This window comes from Bacillus sp. MMSF_3353 (assembly GCF_030733445.1).
GTDB classification, from domain to species: domain Bacteria; phylum Bacillota; class Bacilli; order Bacillales; family Bacillaceae_G; genus Bacillus_A; species Bacillus_A wiedmannii.
In genome coordinates this window covers 168,508-186,211 of the sequence record NZ_JASHJA010000008.1, presented here as the reverse complement: position 1 = coordinate 186,211, position 17,704 = coordinate 168,508, and the positions used below count along the sequence as shown (strand labels likewise).

Below are 17,704 nucleotides of genomic sequence, written 5' to 3'. Positions count from 1 at the left end.
ATATTCTGCTTGTTACAGAAGGTTTATAAGGAAGGAGCTTGAATGAATTGGAGAAGCTACTAAGAAATAAATATTTTCATTTGTATGTTAAAATTATAGGCATTACTATTATTTTTTGTAGTATAGCATTGTTATTTATTAATGTAATATACGGCAACGCATTAAATATGAAATGGTTAAATAAGAAATTAGGTTCTTTCGGTGAATACGGGGCAATTTTAGCTGCATCGTTATGGATTTTACGTCATATATGGTTATTTTTAAAAAAGAAAAATATAATTGGGTTTAAATTGATAAAGGATGTATATCTTTTTATTAAAAAGTTTCACGTATTAATTGGATATACTGTATTAGCTGTATCAATTACTCATGGCATTTATTTTTTATTAAAAGGAAGTCGGCATCTGCTTATATTTTATAGTGGTATATTCTCTCTTTTCATTTTAATCATACTAGGAATCGTTGGATTTTTCTTACAGAAACATAATAAAAAAACAAACTTGATATTGTATAGAAAAGCACATCAAATCATTGCAATTATATTTGGGATAGGATTACTCATTCATTTAACTGTATAGGAGGAATTACTGTTGCAACACATATTAATTATTGAGGATGAGGAAAGTTTAGCTGATTTTTTAGAATTAGAATTAAAGTATGAAGGATATAAGGTAGACATTCAGTTTGATGGAAGGAAGGGATTAGAAGCCGCACTTGAAACAAATTATGATCTTATTTTACTTGATTTAATGCTGCCTGGGTTAAATGGACTAGAAGTGTGTCGTAGATTAAGGGCAACTAAAAATACACCTATTATTATGTTGACTGCACGCGATAGTATTATGGACCGCGTGACAGGATTAGATAGCGGAGCCGATGATTATCTTCCGAAACCATTTGCAATTGAAGAGCTGTTAGCGCGAATGAGAGTTATATTTAGACGAGAAGAACATATAGAAAATAAACATGTTTCATCTCTTACATTCAAAGATTTACAGCTCCAGATTGAATCGCGAACGATTACGAAAGGAAATGAAGAAATCGAACTAACAAATAAAGAATTTGAACTATTACTGATGTTTATGAAAAATATTAATAGAGTACTTACCCGTGATGTTTTATTGGATCAAGTATGGGGATATGACGCGATGGTTGAGACAAATATCGTTGATGTATACGTTCGTTATTTACGTAACAAGTTACATAGTGTAGATAAGGAGGAATATATCCAAACGGTCCGCGGTGCTGGATATATAATGAAATGATCAAAAATAGTGTGCATCGAATTCGAAATCTACCTATAAAGTGGAAATTAACACTTTGGTCCACTACTCTAGTATTTATTTTATTCATTTTATATAGTGCTCTGCAGTTTATTGTAATTAATAAGTGGACTATAGACTATGAACAGAAACAAATAAATAGACAAGTGACAGAAATAGCGGCCTATTTCCAAGATAAAAATGATAGCCTTTCGAGTAAAACGTTTGAAAACAGTAAAGATTTCTTAAACAATATGATTGATAAACATCAAATGATTCGTATTATCGGTATGAACGGGAAAACAATTGTTTCTGTTTCTCGAGAGTTTAATGAATCGTGGATAAAACCAAAACAAGTTACACATGAGGAATTATTTATAAAAAGACATGTAGAAGATCGCATATTAGTTAAGCGTATACCAATTCAAACAAAAGAGTTCACTGGTACCATTGAACTTACGAAAAACTTAGAGGCTTTCGATCATTTATTAAAAATTATTCTAGTGGTAATGGTTATTGCCGGAATATGTGGATTAATCTTTAGTTTTTTAGGTGGGCTACTAATCACGAAAAAACTATTATCAAGCGTTCAAAATATAACGGATACGATGAAACGTATAAAGAAAAATGGACTAAATGAACGGGTTCCAGTACGTGAAAATAATGATGAACTTGCAAAATTATCGTTTCTTTTTAACGAAATGATGGATGAGGTAGAAACTTCTTTTACACAACAGAAGCAGTTTGTAGAAGACGCATCCCATGAACTGAGAACACCACTAACAATTATTCAAGGACATTTGTCTATGTTAAATCGGTGGGGGAAAGATGATCCAGCAGTTTTAAATAAATCGCTTCAATCCAGTTTAAAGGAAGTTGATCGTTTAAATAAGTTAGTTTTAGAATTGCTAGAACTATCAAGAGCTGAATCAGAACAGATGCATCCAATCGCAGCTGATCCAGTCCATGTAAATAGCATATTAAAACAAGTCTCACAAAATTTTGCCGTACTTCAAACTGAATTTCAATTTGATATGAAACTGGGTGGAGATGTGGCATATGTCTCAATACCTTCATCTTACTTAGAACAAATTATTATTATCGTAATGGATAACGCAGTGAAATATACAAAAGAAGTTAATAAATATATTTGTATTGAATCTAGTGTACAATCAGGGAAAGTTAAAATTTGTATCATAGATCGTGGAGCGGGAATACCCGAAGCTGATTTACCTTTTGTTCTTAACCGCTTTTATCGTGTGGACAAAGCAAGAAGTCGAAAACAGGGTGGAAACGGTCTAGGTTTGTCTATTGCAAAACGACTTGTAGAGAAATACAACGGAACGATTCAAATAGAGAGTAAAGAAGACGAAGGAACAATCGTTACGATTACACTGCCTACCGTTTCACTTTAATAATTCAAAAAGAAGGGATGTTTTGTGCATTCCTTCTTTTTTACGGTCAAATTATTTTGTTTATTTCGAACTTTCTAGTACATTAGAAATATAAAGGGGGAATAAAAATGAAAGCTATCGTACATCAATATAAAGCTGGATTTGAAGGGGTAGAATATAAAGTATTACCAGAGATAACACCTAATGCTGGAGAAGTGAAAGTGAAATTAAAATCAGCCGGCTTAAATCATCGTGATTTATTTATAATGAATAACAGAAAAGAAATGCAATTACCATTAGTTCTAGGGTCAGATGGTGCAGGTATTGTTACGGAAATTGGAGAAGGGGTTTCAGGTGCTTTATTGAAAACCGAGGTTATTATTAATCCTAGTATTGGATGGGATAATATTGCAGAAATACCTGAGTTACCAGAGGTGTTAGGTGGACCGAAGGATGGAACGTTTGCTGAATATGTTATTGTGCCAGCTGAAAATGTAGTGGAAAAACCGTCATATCTTACTTGGGAAGAGTCTGGGGTTCTATCTTTATCGGCACTAACTGCATATAGAGCGCTTTTTACAAAGGGTAGATTAAAGTGTGGAGAACATGTTTTAATTCCAGGCATAGGCGGCGGTGTAGCGACATTTGCCATGTTATTTGCAAAAGCAATTGGTGCAAAAGTAAGTGTTACTTCAAGGGTAGAGAGTAAAAGACGGTTTGCCGAAACATATGACGCAGACTTTTCTTTTAATAGTTCTGGAAATTGGGAAGAGAGTTTAAGCGGAGAGAAAGTAGATTTAATAATTGATAGTATAGGTCCAGCAATATTCTTAAAATACTTTGATGTATTAAAACCAAATGGGAGAATTGTTAATTTTGGTGCAAGCTCAGGAGATAAAATTGAATTACCATTACGAGCATTATTTTATAATCAAATCGATATAATGGGAACATCTATGGGTAGCCGTGAGGAATTTCATGAAATGGTTAAGTTTATAGAGAACCATAAAATTAAACCAATTATTGATAAAGTATATTCGTTAGAAGAAGCTATTCAAGCGTTAAGTCGTATGGAACAAGGAGAACAATTTGGTAATATCGCACTTCGTATGTAATAAAAATATGATTTCGCAACTAGTATATTTAAATAGCTATGTTATGTATTCTACACATAAAAAGCATATGATTCGTATTATTTGAAAGGTTTTTCAGCTTTATACATAATTAGCCGTTATAATTAGTCTTACTATTGTCAAATGAGTACTAGTAAAATGAGAATTAGATGAGAAAAGTTTAAGCCCATTTTCATATTGATGTTGTATACTGTGTAAATCAAGAACGCTTTTATTTAAGGAGAGAGTATTATGAATTACACAGTATTTCAATGGTTTAATAATTTTGCTGGATCATCCAAACTATTAGATACGCTAATGATTGCTATTACAAATAGTGCTGTATATGTAGCAATTTTGTTTATGTTTATCTTATGGTTTAATAATGGAAAGAAAGTCAATGCCATTAAAAAACAATATACAGTGTTATATACGACACTTTCAGTCATTATCGCTTTACTAGTAAATGTTGTGATACATGCGGTATATTACCATCCACGTCCATTTGTATCACATGATGTACATCAATTAGTACCACATGCAGCAGACTCATCATTTGTTAGTGATCATTCAGTACTTGTATTTTCCATTGCATTTGTATTTTTACTTAGAGGAGAAAAACTTAAATATGTCGCTCTTATTTGGGCAGTATTAGTCGGTGTATCACGTATGTACGTAGGTGTTCATTATCCTCTAGATATACTTGGTGCTGCTTTCTTAACATTTATTACGAGCGGCTTAGTAATGCAAAGTACACGTATGTGTGAACCAATAGCGAGATTTGTATTTAAAATGTACGCATTGGTAGCGAAACGAATTCCTTTTCTAGCGAAATATAATCATATAGCTTAATTTTTATAAATAACTATTTGTAAGTTTGTTTAAAAGTTCGCCTTTGGAAATCCAGAGGCGAACTTTTTTATTGTGCATAAGAAAAGGGTATTTGCATTAAAAGAGTGGCGAAAGAACAAGTAGGTTAGCACCTATTAAATTTGTAGTTTATTATAAATTAATCATCACGTTACGGAATATTCATAAATTTCACGCACCGTACTATAAATAGAAAAATAAAATAAATACAGAAACAATAACTACTTTCAGAACGATTTAAAGGAATTAAAAGGTAAAGTTCGAAACATATAGTATTGAAAGCAAAAAACTACATAATTTAAAGCACACCATCGTAGCAATTAATTGTGAAAGAAAGGAGATAAATATGCATAAACTTGAAACGAATAAAGGTGCGCGGTATTTTATGGTTGCTTTTATTGTTTTGTTTCTTATTATGCTTTTGCGGTTTTTCTATATTCAGGCAGTAGGTGTCGTACATAATGTAGATGTAAAAGATCTAGCAATTGAACAACATAATAAAAATGGTGTTTTGGAAGCGAATCGTGGCACAATATATGATCAAGCTGGAAAAGTGTTAGTCCAAGATTCCACAACATATCGTGTTGTTGTGAATTTAAAAGGAACAAATAAAGTGAAAAATAAAGATGAAACTGCAGAGCGATTAGCTGATGCGCTTGAAATTGATAAAGAGGACGTATTAAAAAATTTTCATGATGGACGCACGCAAGTTGAAATTGGAAAAGTTGGCCGGAATTTATCTAGAGAAGTAAAAGAAAGAATTGGAAAATTAAAAATTCCAGGGGTATCTTTTATGTCAGAAAAAGCAAGAGTATATCCAAATGAAGATTTTGCATCCTATATACTTGGTTTTGCGAGACCTGACGATAAAGGAAATACAGAAGGAAAATTTGGACTTGAAAAGAGCCTGAATAAATATTTGCGCTCTACAAACGGGAATATAGAATATGTGGGAGCACCAAGAGGGATCCCGCTTACAAATGATATAGGGAAAATAGAACCAGCTAAAAATGGGAATAACGTATACCTTACGCTCGATAAACAAATTAATAGTTTTTTAGAAGAAGCGATGAATAAAGCGCAAGAGCACTATGATTCTTCTATGTTAGTAGGAATCATAGCGGATCCAAAGACAGGGGAAATTTTAGCAATGTCTAGTAAACCTAGTTTTAATCCTAATAAAGGCGATATCGAATATTTTTTAAATGATCCAATCGCAAATGCATACGAACCAGGTTCAACAATGAAAATATTTACGTTAGCTGCTGCAATAAATGAAGGGGTATATAACGGGAAAGAATATTTCCAATCTGGAAAATATTCAGTTGGTTCATCTGATATAAAAGATCATAACGGTGGGTTTGGATGGGGATCTATTACATTTGATGAAGGCTTCGAAAGATCATCCAACGTAGCTTTTTCTATTTTAGAAGATCAGTTATTGAAACCGGATAAATTTAAGCAATATATGAATAAATTTGGATTCAACCAAAAAACCGGAATAGATTTACCTGGCGAAAGTAAAAACACATTATTATTAAATACACAAATTCAACAAGTCACAACTTCTTTCGGACAAGGTTCTACAGTAACTCCCATTCAATTAATCCAAGCAGCTACTGCTATAGCAAATGACGGAAAAATGATGCAACCATATATCGTTGACAAAGTTGTAAATCCAATAAATAAACAAGTTATTATGGAAAATCAACCGAAAGAAATTGGGAATCCAATAAAAAAAGAGACAGCGGACAAGGTAAGAGACTTAATGGAGCGTGTTATTACGTCTTCAAAAGGTACTGGTACAATGTATAAAGTGGATGGTTATCCAATAGGAGGTAAGACAGGAACAGCGCAAATTCCGAATCCTGAAAATGGACGATATATGGAAGGAAAAGAAAACTATATTTTTTCATTTTTAGGAATGGCTCCGATTGATGACCCAGAGTTAATTGTATACTTAGCTATTAAGCAGCCAAAGTTAAAGGGAGATGAGTATGGAGCTCAGCCGCTCGCTGAAATATTTAAACCAGTTATGAAAAATAGCCTTGAATATTTAAAAGTGAAACCATATACAGAAAAACAAATGGCAGATGCAACGAAACGATCCCAATTAAAAGTACAAAACTATGTCAATCAATCAATGGATACAGTAGAGAATAGTGTGAAAAAAGAGAAGCTCCAACCGATAATTTTAGGCGAAGGAAAAATAATAAAACAATATCCGCAATCTGGTGAAGTAATGAGTGAAGGGGATCGTATATTTTTATTAGGGAAGAACGCAATAATGCCAAATTTACAAGGTTGGTCCATGCGTGATGTTATGTATTTCTCTAAACTATTAAAATTAGAATTAAAGACTACAGGTACGGGCTATGTAACGAGTCAAAGCATTGAAAAGGGACAAGATATACAAGAAGGCGATGCATTAGAACTAAACTTAGAACCACCTTTACAACCGTTAGTAGAGGCGAATACAAATTAATTCGGACAAAGTGAAGGGTCTATATACAATAGGCTCTTTATTTTATAGATTTAAGTAATTTCACGCACCGTAATTTTTAGAAAAAATAATAAATAAAAGAATTAACAGAACCACGTTATTAAATATCTGATTATTTTTTATTTACAGTTAAATATTTCTGTGATAATATGGAAAAAATCAAATGCAGTGAAGAGAAGAGTAAATAAAATGAATTTTTCACAGAGAGCTCCATTTAGCTGAAAAGGAGTAAAAATTCTTTATTGAACCAAGCCTCTGAGCAGCACATCGGAACCTTTTATTAGGGGGTGGTGTGACGGGAGCTCCCGTTATAGAGCTATGGTATAAGCATGATTTACAATGCAGTACCTGATAAGGTTAATATGGCGACATATTAACAAACTAGGGTGGCACCGCGATGATAAATCTCGTCCCTAAGACTAAAAGTCTTGGGGGTGGGATTTTTTTATTGTTTCAAAACAATTTGGAAAGCGGGGGCCTAAAATGAAAAACTTACTTAAAGATTGGAAATATCCTTTATTACTACTGTCTGGAGTTGGTATTGCGAATTTAGGGGCATGGATTTACTTAATAGCACTGAATGTACTTGTCTATAATATGGGAGGCTCAGCCTTAGCTGTTGCTACTTTATATGTAATTAAACCATTAGCCGCCTTATTTACAAACGCATGGTCAGGAAGTATGATTGATCGTTTAAATAAACGGAAGTTAATGATTCACCTCGATATATATCGTGCGGTATTTATCGCTATTTTACCTCTACTTCCATCACTTTGGATTGTTTATGTATTCGTATTCTTTATCAGTATGGCCAGTGCAATTTATGAGCCAACTGCTATGACATATATGACGAAATTAATACCAGTAGAGAAAAGACAACGTTTCAACTCATTACGTAGTTTAATAGGATCTGGTGCATCATTAATTGGTCCAGCGATAGCGGGAGTATTGTTAATAGCAAGTACACCGGAGTTTGCTATATATATAAATGCTATAGCATTTCTCTTATCAGGAGTAATTACATTGCTGTTACCTAATCTTGATAAAAAATCCGATATTACTACGTCAAATGATAAGTTATCTTTAGCTGTACTAAAAAAAGATTGGAACATCGTTTTAAATTTCAGTAAAAAATCTTTATATATCGTTTTTGTGTATTTCTTATTTCAAGGGATGATGGTTTTAGTTGCCGCAACTGATTCACTTGAATTGTCATTTGCGAAAGAAGTTTTATTGTTAACAGATAGTGAATATGGCTTTTTAGTTAGTATTGCTGGAGCCGGGTTTATTTTAGGAGCTATAACAAATACAATTTTATCCAAAAAAATAGCGCCTTCATTTTTAATTGGAATAGGATCATTATTCATAGCAATCGGTTATTTAATTTATGCTTTTTCAAATGAATTTTTAATAGCTGCTATTGGATTCTTTATTTTATCTTTCTCTATGGCGTATGCAAACACAGGATTTTATACCTTTTATCAAAATAATGTCCCTGTCCATATCATGGGACGGATTGGGAGTATATATGGGCTTGTGATTGCGGGCATCACCATTTTAATTACGATTTTGTTCGGAGTTGCAACTCAATTTATTTCTATACAACTTGTGGTTATTGTAGGCTCATTGGTAATGCTGCTTATAACTATCATATTGTGTGTATTTACTTTATTGCCCTCACATTCTAAAGTGCATTCCTCTGAGTCAATCAATTCAAAATAGTAATCTTGGTTTTGATTTACGGTATTCAATAGGAGGGTTTACCCTCCTATATATGGAAATATAAGAAGGGTGAACAATATTGATAAACGAAGGTGGTTTTTGTAATGAAAACAAAAGATCAAATAGACAGTATTGTAAAAGAAATGCATCAGCATATAGATTTCTCTGGGGTAATTTTAGTAAAAGAAGAAAAAGGCTTAGTCTATGAAGAGGCGTTTGGTTACGCAAATCGCAATGAATGTATAAATAATACGCTACAAACAAGGTTCGGAATTGCCTCCGGTTGTAAAATATTCACTGCTATCGGTATCTGTCAACTTGTTGAGAAGGGGATAATTACTTTTCAAACAAAGTTAAAAGATTGTTTACGCATAAACTGTCCAAACTTCAATGAAGATATTACAATACATCACCTTCTGACGCATAGTTCGGGTATTCCAGATTATTTTGATGAAAGTATTATGGATAATTTCGAAGATCTTTGGGAACAAACTCCTATGTATCTATTAAAAAATTTAAAAGACTTCTTACCATTATTCCAAAACAGAAATATGATGTTTGCACCTGGAAGTAAGTTTCATTACAACAATGCAGGTTTTATCATACTGGGATTAATAATCGAAGAACAGACAGGATTTGAATTTACGGAATATATAGAAAAAAACATATTCAATCCAATTGGTATGAATGATTCTGGCTATTTTTCTTTAGATAGTTTACCAAGACACACAGCTTTAGGATATATAAAAGACGAAATTAACCAAAATTGGAGAACAAACGCCTACTCTATACCAATAAAAGGTGGTTCTGATGGTGGTGCTTTTATTACTGCGCCAGACATGCTGAAGTTCTGGGAAGCGTTATTTAACTATGAAATCATAAGCCGAGAATATACAAACATGCTTTTAACTCCTCATATTCAAGTAAATAATAATCAGTCTTACGGCTATTGAATATGGATTGAAACAAGAGAAAACAAGATATTCAAATATCATGTAATGGGATATGATCCAGGAGTCAGTTTTCGCTCAGCCGTATATCCAGGATTAGGTATTACAGTAGTTATTCCGTCAAATAAAGGAGCGGGTCCTGAAAAGATAATGAAAGAATTAGAAAACTCTTTTTCATAAGGTTAAAAGAGTTTATGAACGCATTAATAAATGCAAAAAAGACGTACTATTTATTTGTACGTCTTTTTTGCATAAACAATGCTTAAAACTGATGGGAAATCACATTCTATATTTTATAATTTTTATTAGCTAGTTTATTTAAAGTATGGAATGAAAAGAAGCGAATATAATTTTCAAATGTAAACAAGTAAATAGGAGGACTCTAAATGGATATTCTATTTGTTATTCTACTTGTTGTTTTTATAATGATATTAATGCAAGGTAAAGAATATAAAGTGAATATTAATCGTATTTGGTTCATTCCGACTTTGCTGTGCTTTGCGACAATCCAGTCTATTATTCATATGGGACAATTAACTATATTGAAAGTATTACTATTCGTTGTAATGCTGAGGATTGGATTGGGCCTTGGAATGATTAGGGGAAAAGTTTTAACATTTCGATTAGATAGTGAAACAGGTCATGTATTACGCAAAGGAAATTGGTTAAGTACAATTATTCTACTTGCCATTCTAGGTACGAAGGTTTTGATTAAACAAAGTATGTTTTCTAGCAGTACTCACTATACATTAATGGTTGTAACAAATACCTTTTTATGTATCACATTAGGTACTGTAATTAGTAAACGATATTATATTTGGAAAAAATATAATGAATTAATACAAAAAACATGAAAGTATTCATCCATTGTTTAACAGCGCCGTGAACGGTAATACTAAATAACATTGAACTTTTACAACAAGGGATGATAATATGATATTCATTTATACAGATTTTGGCGGAACACATTCAACTTCACTTGCTGCAGCTTATCATTTAAATAAATTACCAACGGATCGTAAGTTAACGAAAGAAGAAATTTTGAATGTAGATTACTTTAATAAATTGAAAACAGAGGATATGGGCAAAATCATTTTTCATGGAATAGACGAAAATGGTAATCCGGTTTATACAATTGGATGTGGTGCATCAAAAGTCGTTGTACCTGCGATGAAACATTTAGGAGAGATTTTGCAAAAACATTATCAAAGTCATGAAAAGATTATTTTTTCTAATACATCACCAACAGTGCCTTTACCAATGACTTTCGGTGGTCTGTTTTCTAGAAGATTTCACATCGACTTCATCGGCGTACCGTTACTCGTATGGGGAGCGAAACTTTGCTGTGATAACGTACAAAGACTTGTTAGTTATACGAAAGAAGCTGGTCGATTGACAAATGATTATGTTGTAATTTTAGATAATGAAACCTTTAAATAATGTATAAAAAGAAGAAAATCGGGCAAATACTTCGGTTTTCTTCTTTTTTTCGTGAAAATGACAAAAAATATTCACATTTAATATCCATCTACTATAGCCAAAACAATAAAGTCCTGTTACTATTACAGGGATATTCTCTTTTCGTAACATAAATATATAGAAAAGTCAGAAAAGAGGAATTGAATTAAGGGAGGAACAACATGAAGCGTGTTGCTTGGATTACTGATAGTACAACTGCGAGTTTTACAACAGAAGGAGATAACTTTGTTATCCCAATTGAAGTTATTATTGATGGTGTGTCGTACAAAGATTGTGAAGAAGGTGTGCGTGAGCGCGTCTATAATGCGTTAAACGAAGGTAAAACTGTCACTACATCACAACCTAACATAGGGGAAATGGTAGAGTTATTTTCGAAATGCAAAGAAGAATATGAAGAGGGATTTGCAGTTGCTATTAGCGGAAAAGTAAGTGGAACTTATCAAAACATGAAGTTAGCTGCAGACATGGCAGGTTTCCCATTAACGGTATTGGATAGTGAAACAACAAGTTATCCAATGGATGAACTAATTAGAAAAGCGAAATCGTTATACAATGATGGTATGACGTTACAAGATATACACAAAACATTAGTAGATGAAAAAAGAAGACCTTTCCACGTATTCCCGAAAAGTTTAAAAGGCCTTTACGCAAGTGGACGTGTAAAGGGAGTTCAATTTTTACTTGGAAGTTTATTAAGTGTCAACTTAATATTAGAAGTAAAAGGTGGAGAGCTTTTACTTGAAAAGAAAGTTCGCAAAATCCAAAAATGTCGAGAATACATTAAAAATGAACTCGAAAAAGAATTACCAAAAGTACTTCATATGTTCCATGCTAACGATAAAGATGGAGCTGAGGAATGGATTTCAGATATTAGAAAAGCATTCCCTGAAATGGACTTTAAACTATATCCATTACCAATTTCATTTGCGGTTCATGCAGGTGAAGGTACAATAGCAATTAGTTATTAAGAGGAAAACCCGTGAATAATTCACGGGTTTTTTATTTAATTGAATTGAAATTGGAGGCATATCACGTCGCCATCAAACAAAAAGGCTCATTTTATTGTTTTGAGGAGCAACCAATCCCTCAACTTGATTTGAAATTAAAAATATAAACCTTTGCCTACTGGCTGAACAGTTTCTAGAACAGTATCGACCATTTCTTCATTGATTAGGGTTCTTATAATCCAGGCTGAGAGATCTTGAGCAGCAAAACAGCCTGCAGCAGTCGAGATATTTCCTTCGTTTACGAAACTTTGTTCAATAACGTCTACATCAAATTCTTTAAGCTGTTCTACTACGGACGGATATGTAGTGGCTTTCTTACCTGTTAGTAATTTTTTAGCTCCTAGTAGTAATGAACCAGAACACATAGATCCTATTAATTGTCTTTGAGGATCTACATGAATGCTATTAAGATACTCTTGATTTGTATATAAATTTTGTACACCCTTACCACTTGCAAATATTACAGCGTCAGCAGACGGAATATCAGATATGCTTCCTGTCATGGGAATACGTAAGCCAGACATGGATATATGAGTTTTTCCCGTTCCTAATAGTTGAACGTCCCAATCAGAAATACCGCCAACTAAACGTACACGATTTAATAAATCCCATGGTAGAAAAACATCTATATCAGTAAAGTTATCAAAACAGACTATTGCAATTTTCATTTTCTAATCCCTCATTCCGTATGTATGTCCCCTAATTTAGAATATAAACTGCTCCTTTTTATGTTCTATATTAAGTTATAAATTCCTGTATATTCTATGCGATGGAAATTTAATTAAATAAAAGGATTATACACCTATAAAATATGTGGCATTCAAATATCCCATACATAACGTAAATAATGTTGTTTCGAAAGTTTAAAGGGTTTTTAAATATAAAAATAGAAATCTATATAAAAAAATATATAAATGGTAGTGATGCTATGAAAATAGGTAAATTTGGAGAATTAAATAACATAAGTATTGATACAATTAGACATTATATGGACCTGGGTCTCATTATTCCTGAAAAAAGGGGAGGGCATTATTTTTTTGATGAGTATTGTCAAATAGATTTAGAACTTATATTACATTACAAAGATCTAGGATTTAGCTTGAATGAAATTAAAGAACTATTTTTTTATAAAAATTTAGCGAAATCTATGAATTACGAAAATGATACTTTTTACCAATCTTTATTTAAATTGAAATATGACAAGATGGAACAGGAAATAGAGCTTTTGGGGAAGAGGCGGGATAAATTAAAGGAAGTGTTACAAGATTTATTATTAACAAATGAAACTTCAAATTCAATTATAGGGATAGATTTAAGCGTACTTCATTTACTTACATGTTCTAAGTGTAGCGAAAAACTAATTCTTCAAAATGGAATTATTACTAACAATCAAATTACTGAGGGGAAGCTAATTTGTAATTGTGGTGAAGAATATATTATTACTTCAGGAATTATAACTGCGGGTAAATTGTTTAAAGTAAATGAGCAAACGTCACTTGAAGATACTATTTCGGATTATATTCATGAAACTGATAATGCGTATTTGGAAAATATGCATAGGGAAGGGGAATGGGCGAAAAAGAAACTAGTACATTTAAATTTAAATAACAAATTAATACTGGATTTAGGATCGGGACTTGGATTCTTTTTGAGAAACATTTATGAAGAACTGCCCGAAAATTGCCTATACATTGCAGTGGATCGAGATTTAAATAAACTTTTATTTTTAAAAGATGTATTAGCGAGAAGAAATCCGAAAAGAAACATTCTCTTTATCTGTGCTGATTTTTTGAATATCCCTATTCAGAATCAGTCAGTTGATGTAGTAATTGATCATTCTGGTACGAGCAATTATAGTTTTGAGCATGAGGATTTTTTACTTCACGAATTAAATCCACTTTTTAAAACGGATTGTTATTTAGTAAGTTTATTTATTTTATTTAAAAATTTCAGCTCAAATAGCCAAATTACAAATAACTTTCGAGAAAATTTTACACTTTCAAAAGTAACGAAAGAAATCCAAAATCTACACTTTCAATCCATTGATGAAAGTACTTCAAATTATTTGACACGAGGAGGAAAGTACGAGGATTTCTTTGTTCAAGGAGAAGAAATTTATACATATTCATTTTTCGGAAAAAGATAAGGGCAATCCCGTCAAAAAAAGTCCGGTTTTATAACTGGACTTTTTTTGATGATTTATATTTATACTCTTTGCGATTAAAAGACAAAGAGGATGTTAATCTACATGTTTAGCACTCACATGACACTCTCTTATCGGTGTATGTCTAGTAAGAGAAAAGATAGCCAAAACTAAAGACAATAGAACTAGAGATCCACCAACCCAGGCCATGTAGGCAACATTCTCTACTTGTTTTAAAGCTATACCTCCAACTGCGGAACCGAGTGAGATTCCTATTTGTAGAGCTGAATTATTAAAACTTTGTTGTATATCTGACGTATCTGGGGCGGTTTGGATTAAATAACTTTGTTGAGGTGGTGCAAGTCCCCAACTTAATGCAGCCCAAACTATCATAACAGGAATAAATAGACCAATAGAAACTGTCGTGAACGGTAATATAAATAAGATTAGAGCAAATAAAGTAATAACTATCACAATACTTTTTGGAGCCCCTATTTTATCTGATAATATACCGCCGAACGCTCCGCCACTTACTGCAGCTATACCAAATACTAAATAAAATATGCTTATCCAATAAGGGCTTAGGTGAAACTTTTCTTCTAAGAAAGGAGTAAAATAAGCATATAAAGTATAGTGTCCTGCTAACATAAACATGGTAGCTAGATGAGCAGCACCTAGTTTTGGACTACACACGGCCTTTAATTGGATAGATAAAGGAGTTCGGTTTTCCTCACCAGGTATTTTCTCTAAAAATACTGAAATTAAGATAATAGATCCCAATGATAAAATAGCTATACAAAGAAAAATAACTCTCCAGCCAAATGTGTTTGAAATTAATATGCCTAGTGGTACTCCTAAAACAAGTGAAGAGCTAATACCCATATAAATTAATCCTAATGCTTTTGCTCGGTAAGAGGGATTTACAATCTTTGCTGCAATTGTAAGGGAAAGTACGACAACTAATGCTGTACTCATAGCAGTTAAAATTCTTGCTATCATCATAAAAGTAAAGTTTGGACTAAAATAAGTAAGTATATTACCAATTAGAAACATATAAAGTGAAATAATATACAATTTTTTTCTTTCCACTTTACTTGTAAAAATTAATAATACAGGACCTGCTATTGCATAAGTAAAGGCGAAGATTGTAATTAATTGACCAGCGGAACTTAATGAAACATTAAAATCTTTAGCGATGTCTGGCAATATTCCTCCAACAATAAGCTCTACAAGCCCTACTGCTATTGTTGCTAAAGCTAATATAAATACTTTGAAATTCATTTTTTGTATTCCCTTCTCGTCATTATTTACCTTAAAACAAAAAAACTCCTGACCACAAACGCTAAAAGACGCGTTTTGTAGTCAGGAGTTATTGGTTCCTGGTAGAGACCCCCAAGCCATATTCTTGGAGTTATACATGATTCTCATATGTAATTAGTCAATGTAATAGAAGATACCATATTACTTTTTACATTTCAATAAAAAAATTTCGTATTTGTACATGTGTACCTATATGAAAGAGATAAAATGGGCTTTCTGAAACTCTAATAATTTTACCTTTCGATGGAAGCGCGTCTAAATGATTCAACTATTGCTAACTTTCACTAATGAAGATTATATAAATAACAAACGTAAGTATTAAACGGCTATATAAAGTAAAAAAGCGACATCCTTTCTGTAGAATTAATTATAGAAAAGGGTGGCGTTTTTTATATGTATATTTTTGTATCTAATCAATTACAACTATTTGCTTAAGCAATTCTAAACTATTTATCTTCAAATCATTGACGGTAGATGAGATTAGTTTAATGGGCATGGGGTTAACCCCATCTTTTTTTATTTCTTTGTATTAATTTTTAAACACAATGTATTGATATTGGGTTAACCCAATAACTTACACTTAATGTAATACAAAGAAAAGTGGGGGGAATTGTTATGGGAAGTTTACGATTACATATAGAAAATAAAAAAAGAAACCAGGAACTAAGAAATATTTGTTTATATTCAATCGCAAAAACAGTATCAATATTCGGTACCGCTATGTATAGTTTCGCATTAGGATTATATGTTTTACAAATAACTGGATCTGCGTTAAATTTCGCGATTACGCTCATATTAGGAACGATTCCAATGATTGTTTTGAATCCCTTTGCTGGTGTAATTGCTGATAAGGTTGATAAAAAGAAACTAGTTATTTGTATGGATTTACTAAGTGGATACTTATTAATAGCTGTTTATATATTAAGCAGCTATTATGGATTAAACTTATTCATCATTTATACTACAACCTTTCTTATGACAGTGTTTACAACCTTTTTTGGAATAGGATTAGAGGCTGCAAAACCAAATATCGTCTCTAAAGAGAAGCTTATGAGTATTAATTCTATAAGTAAAATTATCGATTCTGTATCTTTAATTCTCGGCCCTATGTTAGGTGGCATCGTTTTTTCAGTATTTAATATTAAGACCTTTATAATTATAAACGGTATTTCTTTTATTCTTTCAGGGATAGCATTACTATTTATTCATTTTAGACTGTTCGAGTACAACATAAATGAGGGAAATTCAAAAAGAGGAGTTAATTTTATTAAAGATATAAAAGAGGGGTTTTCTTACTTACTTGAAAAGGAAAGCTTAAAGAATACGTTTCATATTTTAATTTCGTTTAATTTCTTCTTAGGCTTTGCTGTAACTGTTCCATTGCCATACATTATTAACACAGTACTCAATCTTGGTTCTAAGCAATTTGGTATCATTCAAGGGACTTTTCCAGTAGGGATGATAATTGGTGCAATTGTAGTAAAAAAGATAACTGATCGTTTTTCTTACTCTTATCTTTTGAAAAAACTAAGTTCTATGTTGTCAGTTTTTATGATTATTTTAGGAATTCCAGTTTTATTCAAAAGTTTTGAAGTGAATGATTTAGTATTCGTTATTACGTATTGTGTTGTTATGATCTTTTTAGGATTTATTATAGCGTTAATTGATATTCCTTTAATTTATTTCATGCAAAATGAGATTCCCGATGAATACAGGGGAAGGGTTCTCAGCATTGGATTAAGTATAGGTAAAATGATGCTCCCTATAGCAATGGCACTATCCGGTCTATTATTAAATTATATCCCAGCGTACACCATTCCAATTGTAGGGGGATTCTTATATTTCATAGTAATTAAAGTTTCATCAAATCGTTTCATATTAGAGGTTCATTCGAAAGATTATAGTGCTTAGTAGATTCTTAGATTATTTATAGAATGGATAC

14 protein-coding genes, 1 pseudogene, 1 riboswitch and 1 other annotated feature are annotated in these 17,704 nt (G+C 32.2%); of the genes and pseudogenes, 13 read left to right on the top strand and 2 right to left on the bottom strand.

Translation table 11 applies throughout. From position 1 onward, the window contains the following. Nucleotides 1-47 precede the first annotated feature (47 nt). The 11 genes and pseudogenes from RBB48_RS18785 (at nt 48) to RBB48_RS18735 (ending at nt 12,260) form a co-directional block, all read left to right on the top strand. The gene (locus tag RBB48_RS18785; RefSeq protein WP_061678537.1) at nt 48-578 is read left to right on the top strand and encodes a hypothetical protein; all 531 of its coding nucleotides are present in this window, start codon (nt 48-50) and stop codon (nt 576-578) included. Between the two features lie 12 nt (nt 579-590). Then, entirely contained in the window at nt 591-1,265 is a 675-nt protein-coding gene (locus RBB48_RS18780) for a response regulator transcription factor (protein WP_071723193.1), read from the top strand. After that, nucleotides 1,262-2,677 carry a HAMP domain-containing sensor histidine kinase gene (locus RBB48_RS18775; protein ID WP_088063602.1) on the top strand — a complete coding sequence of 472 codons (1,416 nt, stop codon included), beginning with the start codon at nt 1,262-1,264 and terminating at the stop codon, nt 2,675-2,677. Before RBB48_RS18780 ends, RBB48_RS18775 begins: the two co-directional genes overlap by 4 nt. Before the next feature lie 107 nt (nt 2,678-2,784). Next, entirely contained in the window at nt 2,785-3,771 is a 987-nt protein-coding gene (locus RBB48_RS18770; RefSeq protein WP_306007970.1) for a zinc-binding dehydrogenase, read from the top strand. Between the two features lie 249 nt (nt 3,772-4,020). Further along, on the top strand, nt 4,021-4,620 hold the full coding sequence (locus tag RBB48_RS18765; protein ID WP_088063604.1) for an undecaprenyl-diphosphatase: 600 nt from the start codon (nt 4,021-4,023) through the stop codon (nt 4,618-4,620). 364 nt (nt 4,621-4,984) lie between these two features. Beyond that, nucleotides 4,985-7,123 carry a penicillin-binding protein gene (locus tag RBB48_RS18760; RefSeq protein WP_088609360.1) on the top strand — a complete coding sequence of 713 codons (2,139 nt, stop codon included), beginning with the start codon at nt 4,985-4,987 and terminating at the stop codon, nt 7,121-7,123. 177 nt (nt 7,124-7,300) lie between these two features. After that, nucleotides 7,301-7,559, top strand: a binding site (T-box leader). A 65-nt stretch (nt 7,560-7,624) separates the two neighbouring features. After that, a complete protein-coding gene (locus RBB48_RS18755) occupies nt 7,625-8,863 on the top strand; it encodes an MFS transporter (protein WP_088609361.1) in 1,239 nt (412 codons plus the stop codon). Nucleotides 8,864-8,967: 104 nt separating this feature from the next. Further along, nucleotides 8,968-9,993 (top strand): annotated as a pseudogene (locus RBB48_RS18750) (serine hydrolase domain-containing protein). 206 nt (nt 9,994-10,199) lie between these two features. Further along, entirely contained in the window at nt 10,200-10,667 is a 468-nt protein-coding gene (locus RBB48_RS18745; protein WP_306007969.1) for a DUF1453 domain-containing protein, read from the top strand. A gap of 79 nt (nt 10,668-10,746) precedes the next feature. Beyond that, nucleotides 10,747-11,253: a DUF3189 family protein gene (locus RBB48_RS18740; RefSeq protein ID WP_000576339.1), complete on the top strand. Its 507-nt coding sequence runs from the start codon at nt 10,747-10,749 to the stop codon at nt 11,251-11,253. 200 nt (nt 11,254-11,453) lie between these two features. Beyond that, nucleotides 11,454-12,260: a DegV family protein gene (locus RBB48_RS18735; protein WP_000831941.1), complete on the top strand. Its 807-nt coding sequence runs from the start codon at nt 11,454-11,456 to the stop codon at nt 12,258-12,260. Between the two features lie 134 nt (nt 12,261-12,394). Here the strand turns inward: RBB48_RS18735 and RBB48_RS18730 are convergent, their stop codons facing one another. After that, nucleotides 12,395-12,967 carry a DJ-1/PfpI family protein gene (locus tag RBB48_RS18730; protein ID WP_088063608.1) on the bottom strand — a complete coding sequence of 191 codons (573 nt, stop codon included), beginning with the start codon at nt 12,965-12,967 and terminating at the stop codon, nt 12,395-12,397. A 260-nt stretch (nt 12,968-13,227) separates the two neighbouring features. Here RBB48_RS18730 and RBB48_RS18725 point away from each other — a divergent pair, with 260 nt between their 5' ends. Beyond that, complete coding sequence (locus tag RBB48_RS18725; protein WP_088063927.1) at nt 13,228-14,445, top strand: methyltransferase domain-containing protein; 1,218 nt, start codon at nt 13,228-13,230, stop codon at nt 14,443-14,445. Between the two features lie 93 nt (nt 14,446-14,538). Here RBB48_RS18725 and RBB48_RS18720 read toward each other — a convergent pair whose 3' ends face one another. Continuing rightward, nucleotides 14,539-15,723, bottom strand: a complete 1,185-nt coding sequence (locus RBB48_RS18720; protein ID WP_088063928.1) for an MFS transporter — start codon at nt 15,721-15,723, stop codon at nt 14,539-14,541. A gap of 58 nt (nt 15,724-15,781) precedes the next feature. Next, nucleotides 15,782-15,881: riboswitch (purine riboswitch) on the bottom strand. A gap of 496 nt (nt 15,882-16,377) precedes the next feature. Between RBB48_RS18720 and RBB48_RS18715 the strand changes: the two genes are divergently transcribed. Beyond that, nucleotides 16,378-17,673, top strand: coding sequence for an MFS transporter (locus RBB48_RS18715; RefSeq protein WP_088063609.1), 1,296 nt, complete (start codon nt 16,378-16,380; stop codon nt 17,671-17,673). The last annotated feature ends 31 nt before the right edge of the window (nt 17,674-17,704 follow it).

Excerpts from the sequence above, each read along its gene's own strand:
- RBB48_RS18775 (WP_088063602.1), top strand. The coding sequence starts at position 1,262 with ATGATCAAAAATAGTGTGCATCGAATTCGAAATCTACCTATAAAGTGG.
- RBB48_RS18770 (WP_306007970.1), top strand. The coding sequence starts at position 2,785 with ATGAAAGCTATCGTACATCAATATAAAGCTGGATTTGAAGGGGTAGAA.
- RBB48_RS18765 (WP_088063604.1), top strand. The coding sequence starts at position 4,021 with ATGAATTACACAGTATTTCAATGGTTTAATAATTTTGCTGGATCATCC.
- RBB48_RS18760 (WP_088609360.1), top strand. The coding sequence starts at position 4,985 with ATGCATAAACTTGAAACGAATAAAGGTGCGCGGTATTTTATGGTTGCT.
- RBB48_RS18755 (WP_088609361.1), top strand. The coding sequence starts at position 7,625 with ATGAAAAACTTACTTAAAGATTGGAAATATCCTTTATTACTACTGTCT.
- RBB48_RS18745 (WP_306007969.1), top strand. The coding sequence starts at position 10,200 with ATGGATATTCTATTTGTTATTCTACTTGTTGTTTTTATAATGATATTA.
- RBB48_RS18740 (WP_000576339.1), top strand. The coding sequence starts at position 10,747 with ATGATATTCATTTATACAGATTTTGGCGGAACACATTCAACTTCACTT.
- RBB48_RS18735 (WP_000831941.1), top strand. The coding sequence starts at position 11,454 with ATGAAGCGTGTTGCTTGGATTACTGATAGTACAACTGCGAGTTTTACA.
- RBB48_RS18730 (WP_088063608.1), bottom strand. The coding sequence starts at position 12,967 with ATGAAAATTGCAATAGTCTGTTTTGATAACTTTACTGATATAGATGTT.
- RBB48_RS18725 (WP_088063927.1), top strand. The coding sequence starts at position 13,228 with ATGAAAATAGGTAAATTTGGAGAATTAAATAACATAAGTATTGATACA.
- RBB48_RS18720 (WP_088063928.1), bottom strand. The coding sequence starts at position 15,723 with ATGAATTTCAAAGTATTTATATTAGCTTTAGCAACAATAGCAGTAGGG.
- RBB48_RS18715 (WP_088063609.1), top strand. The coding sequence starts at position 16,378 with ATGGGAAGTTTACGATTACATATAGAAAATAAAAAAAGAAACCAGGAA.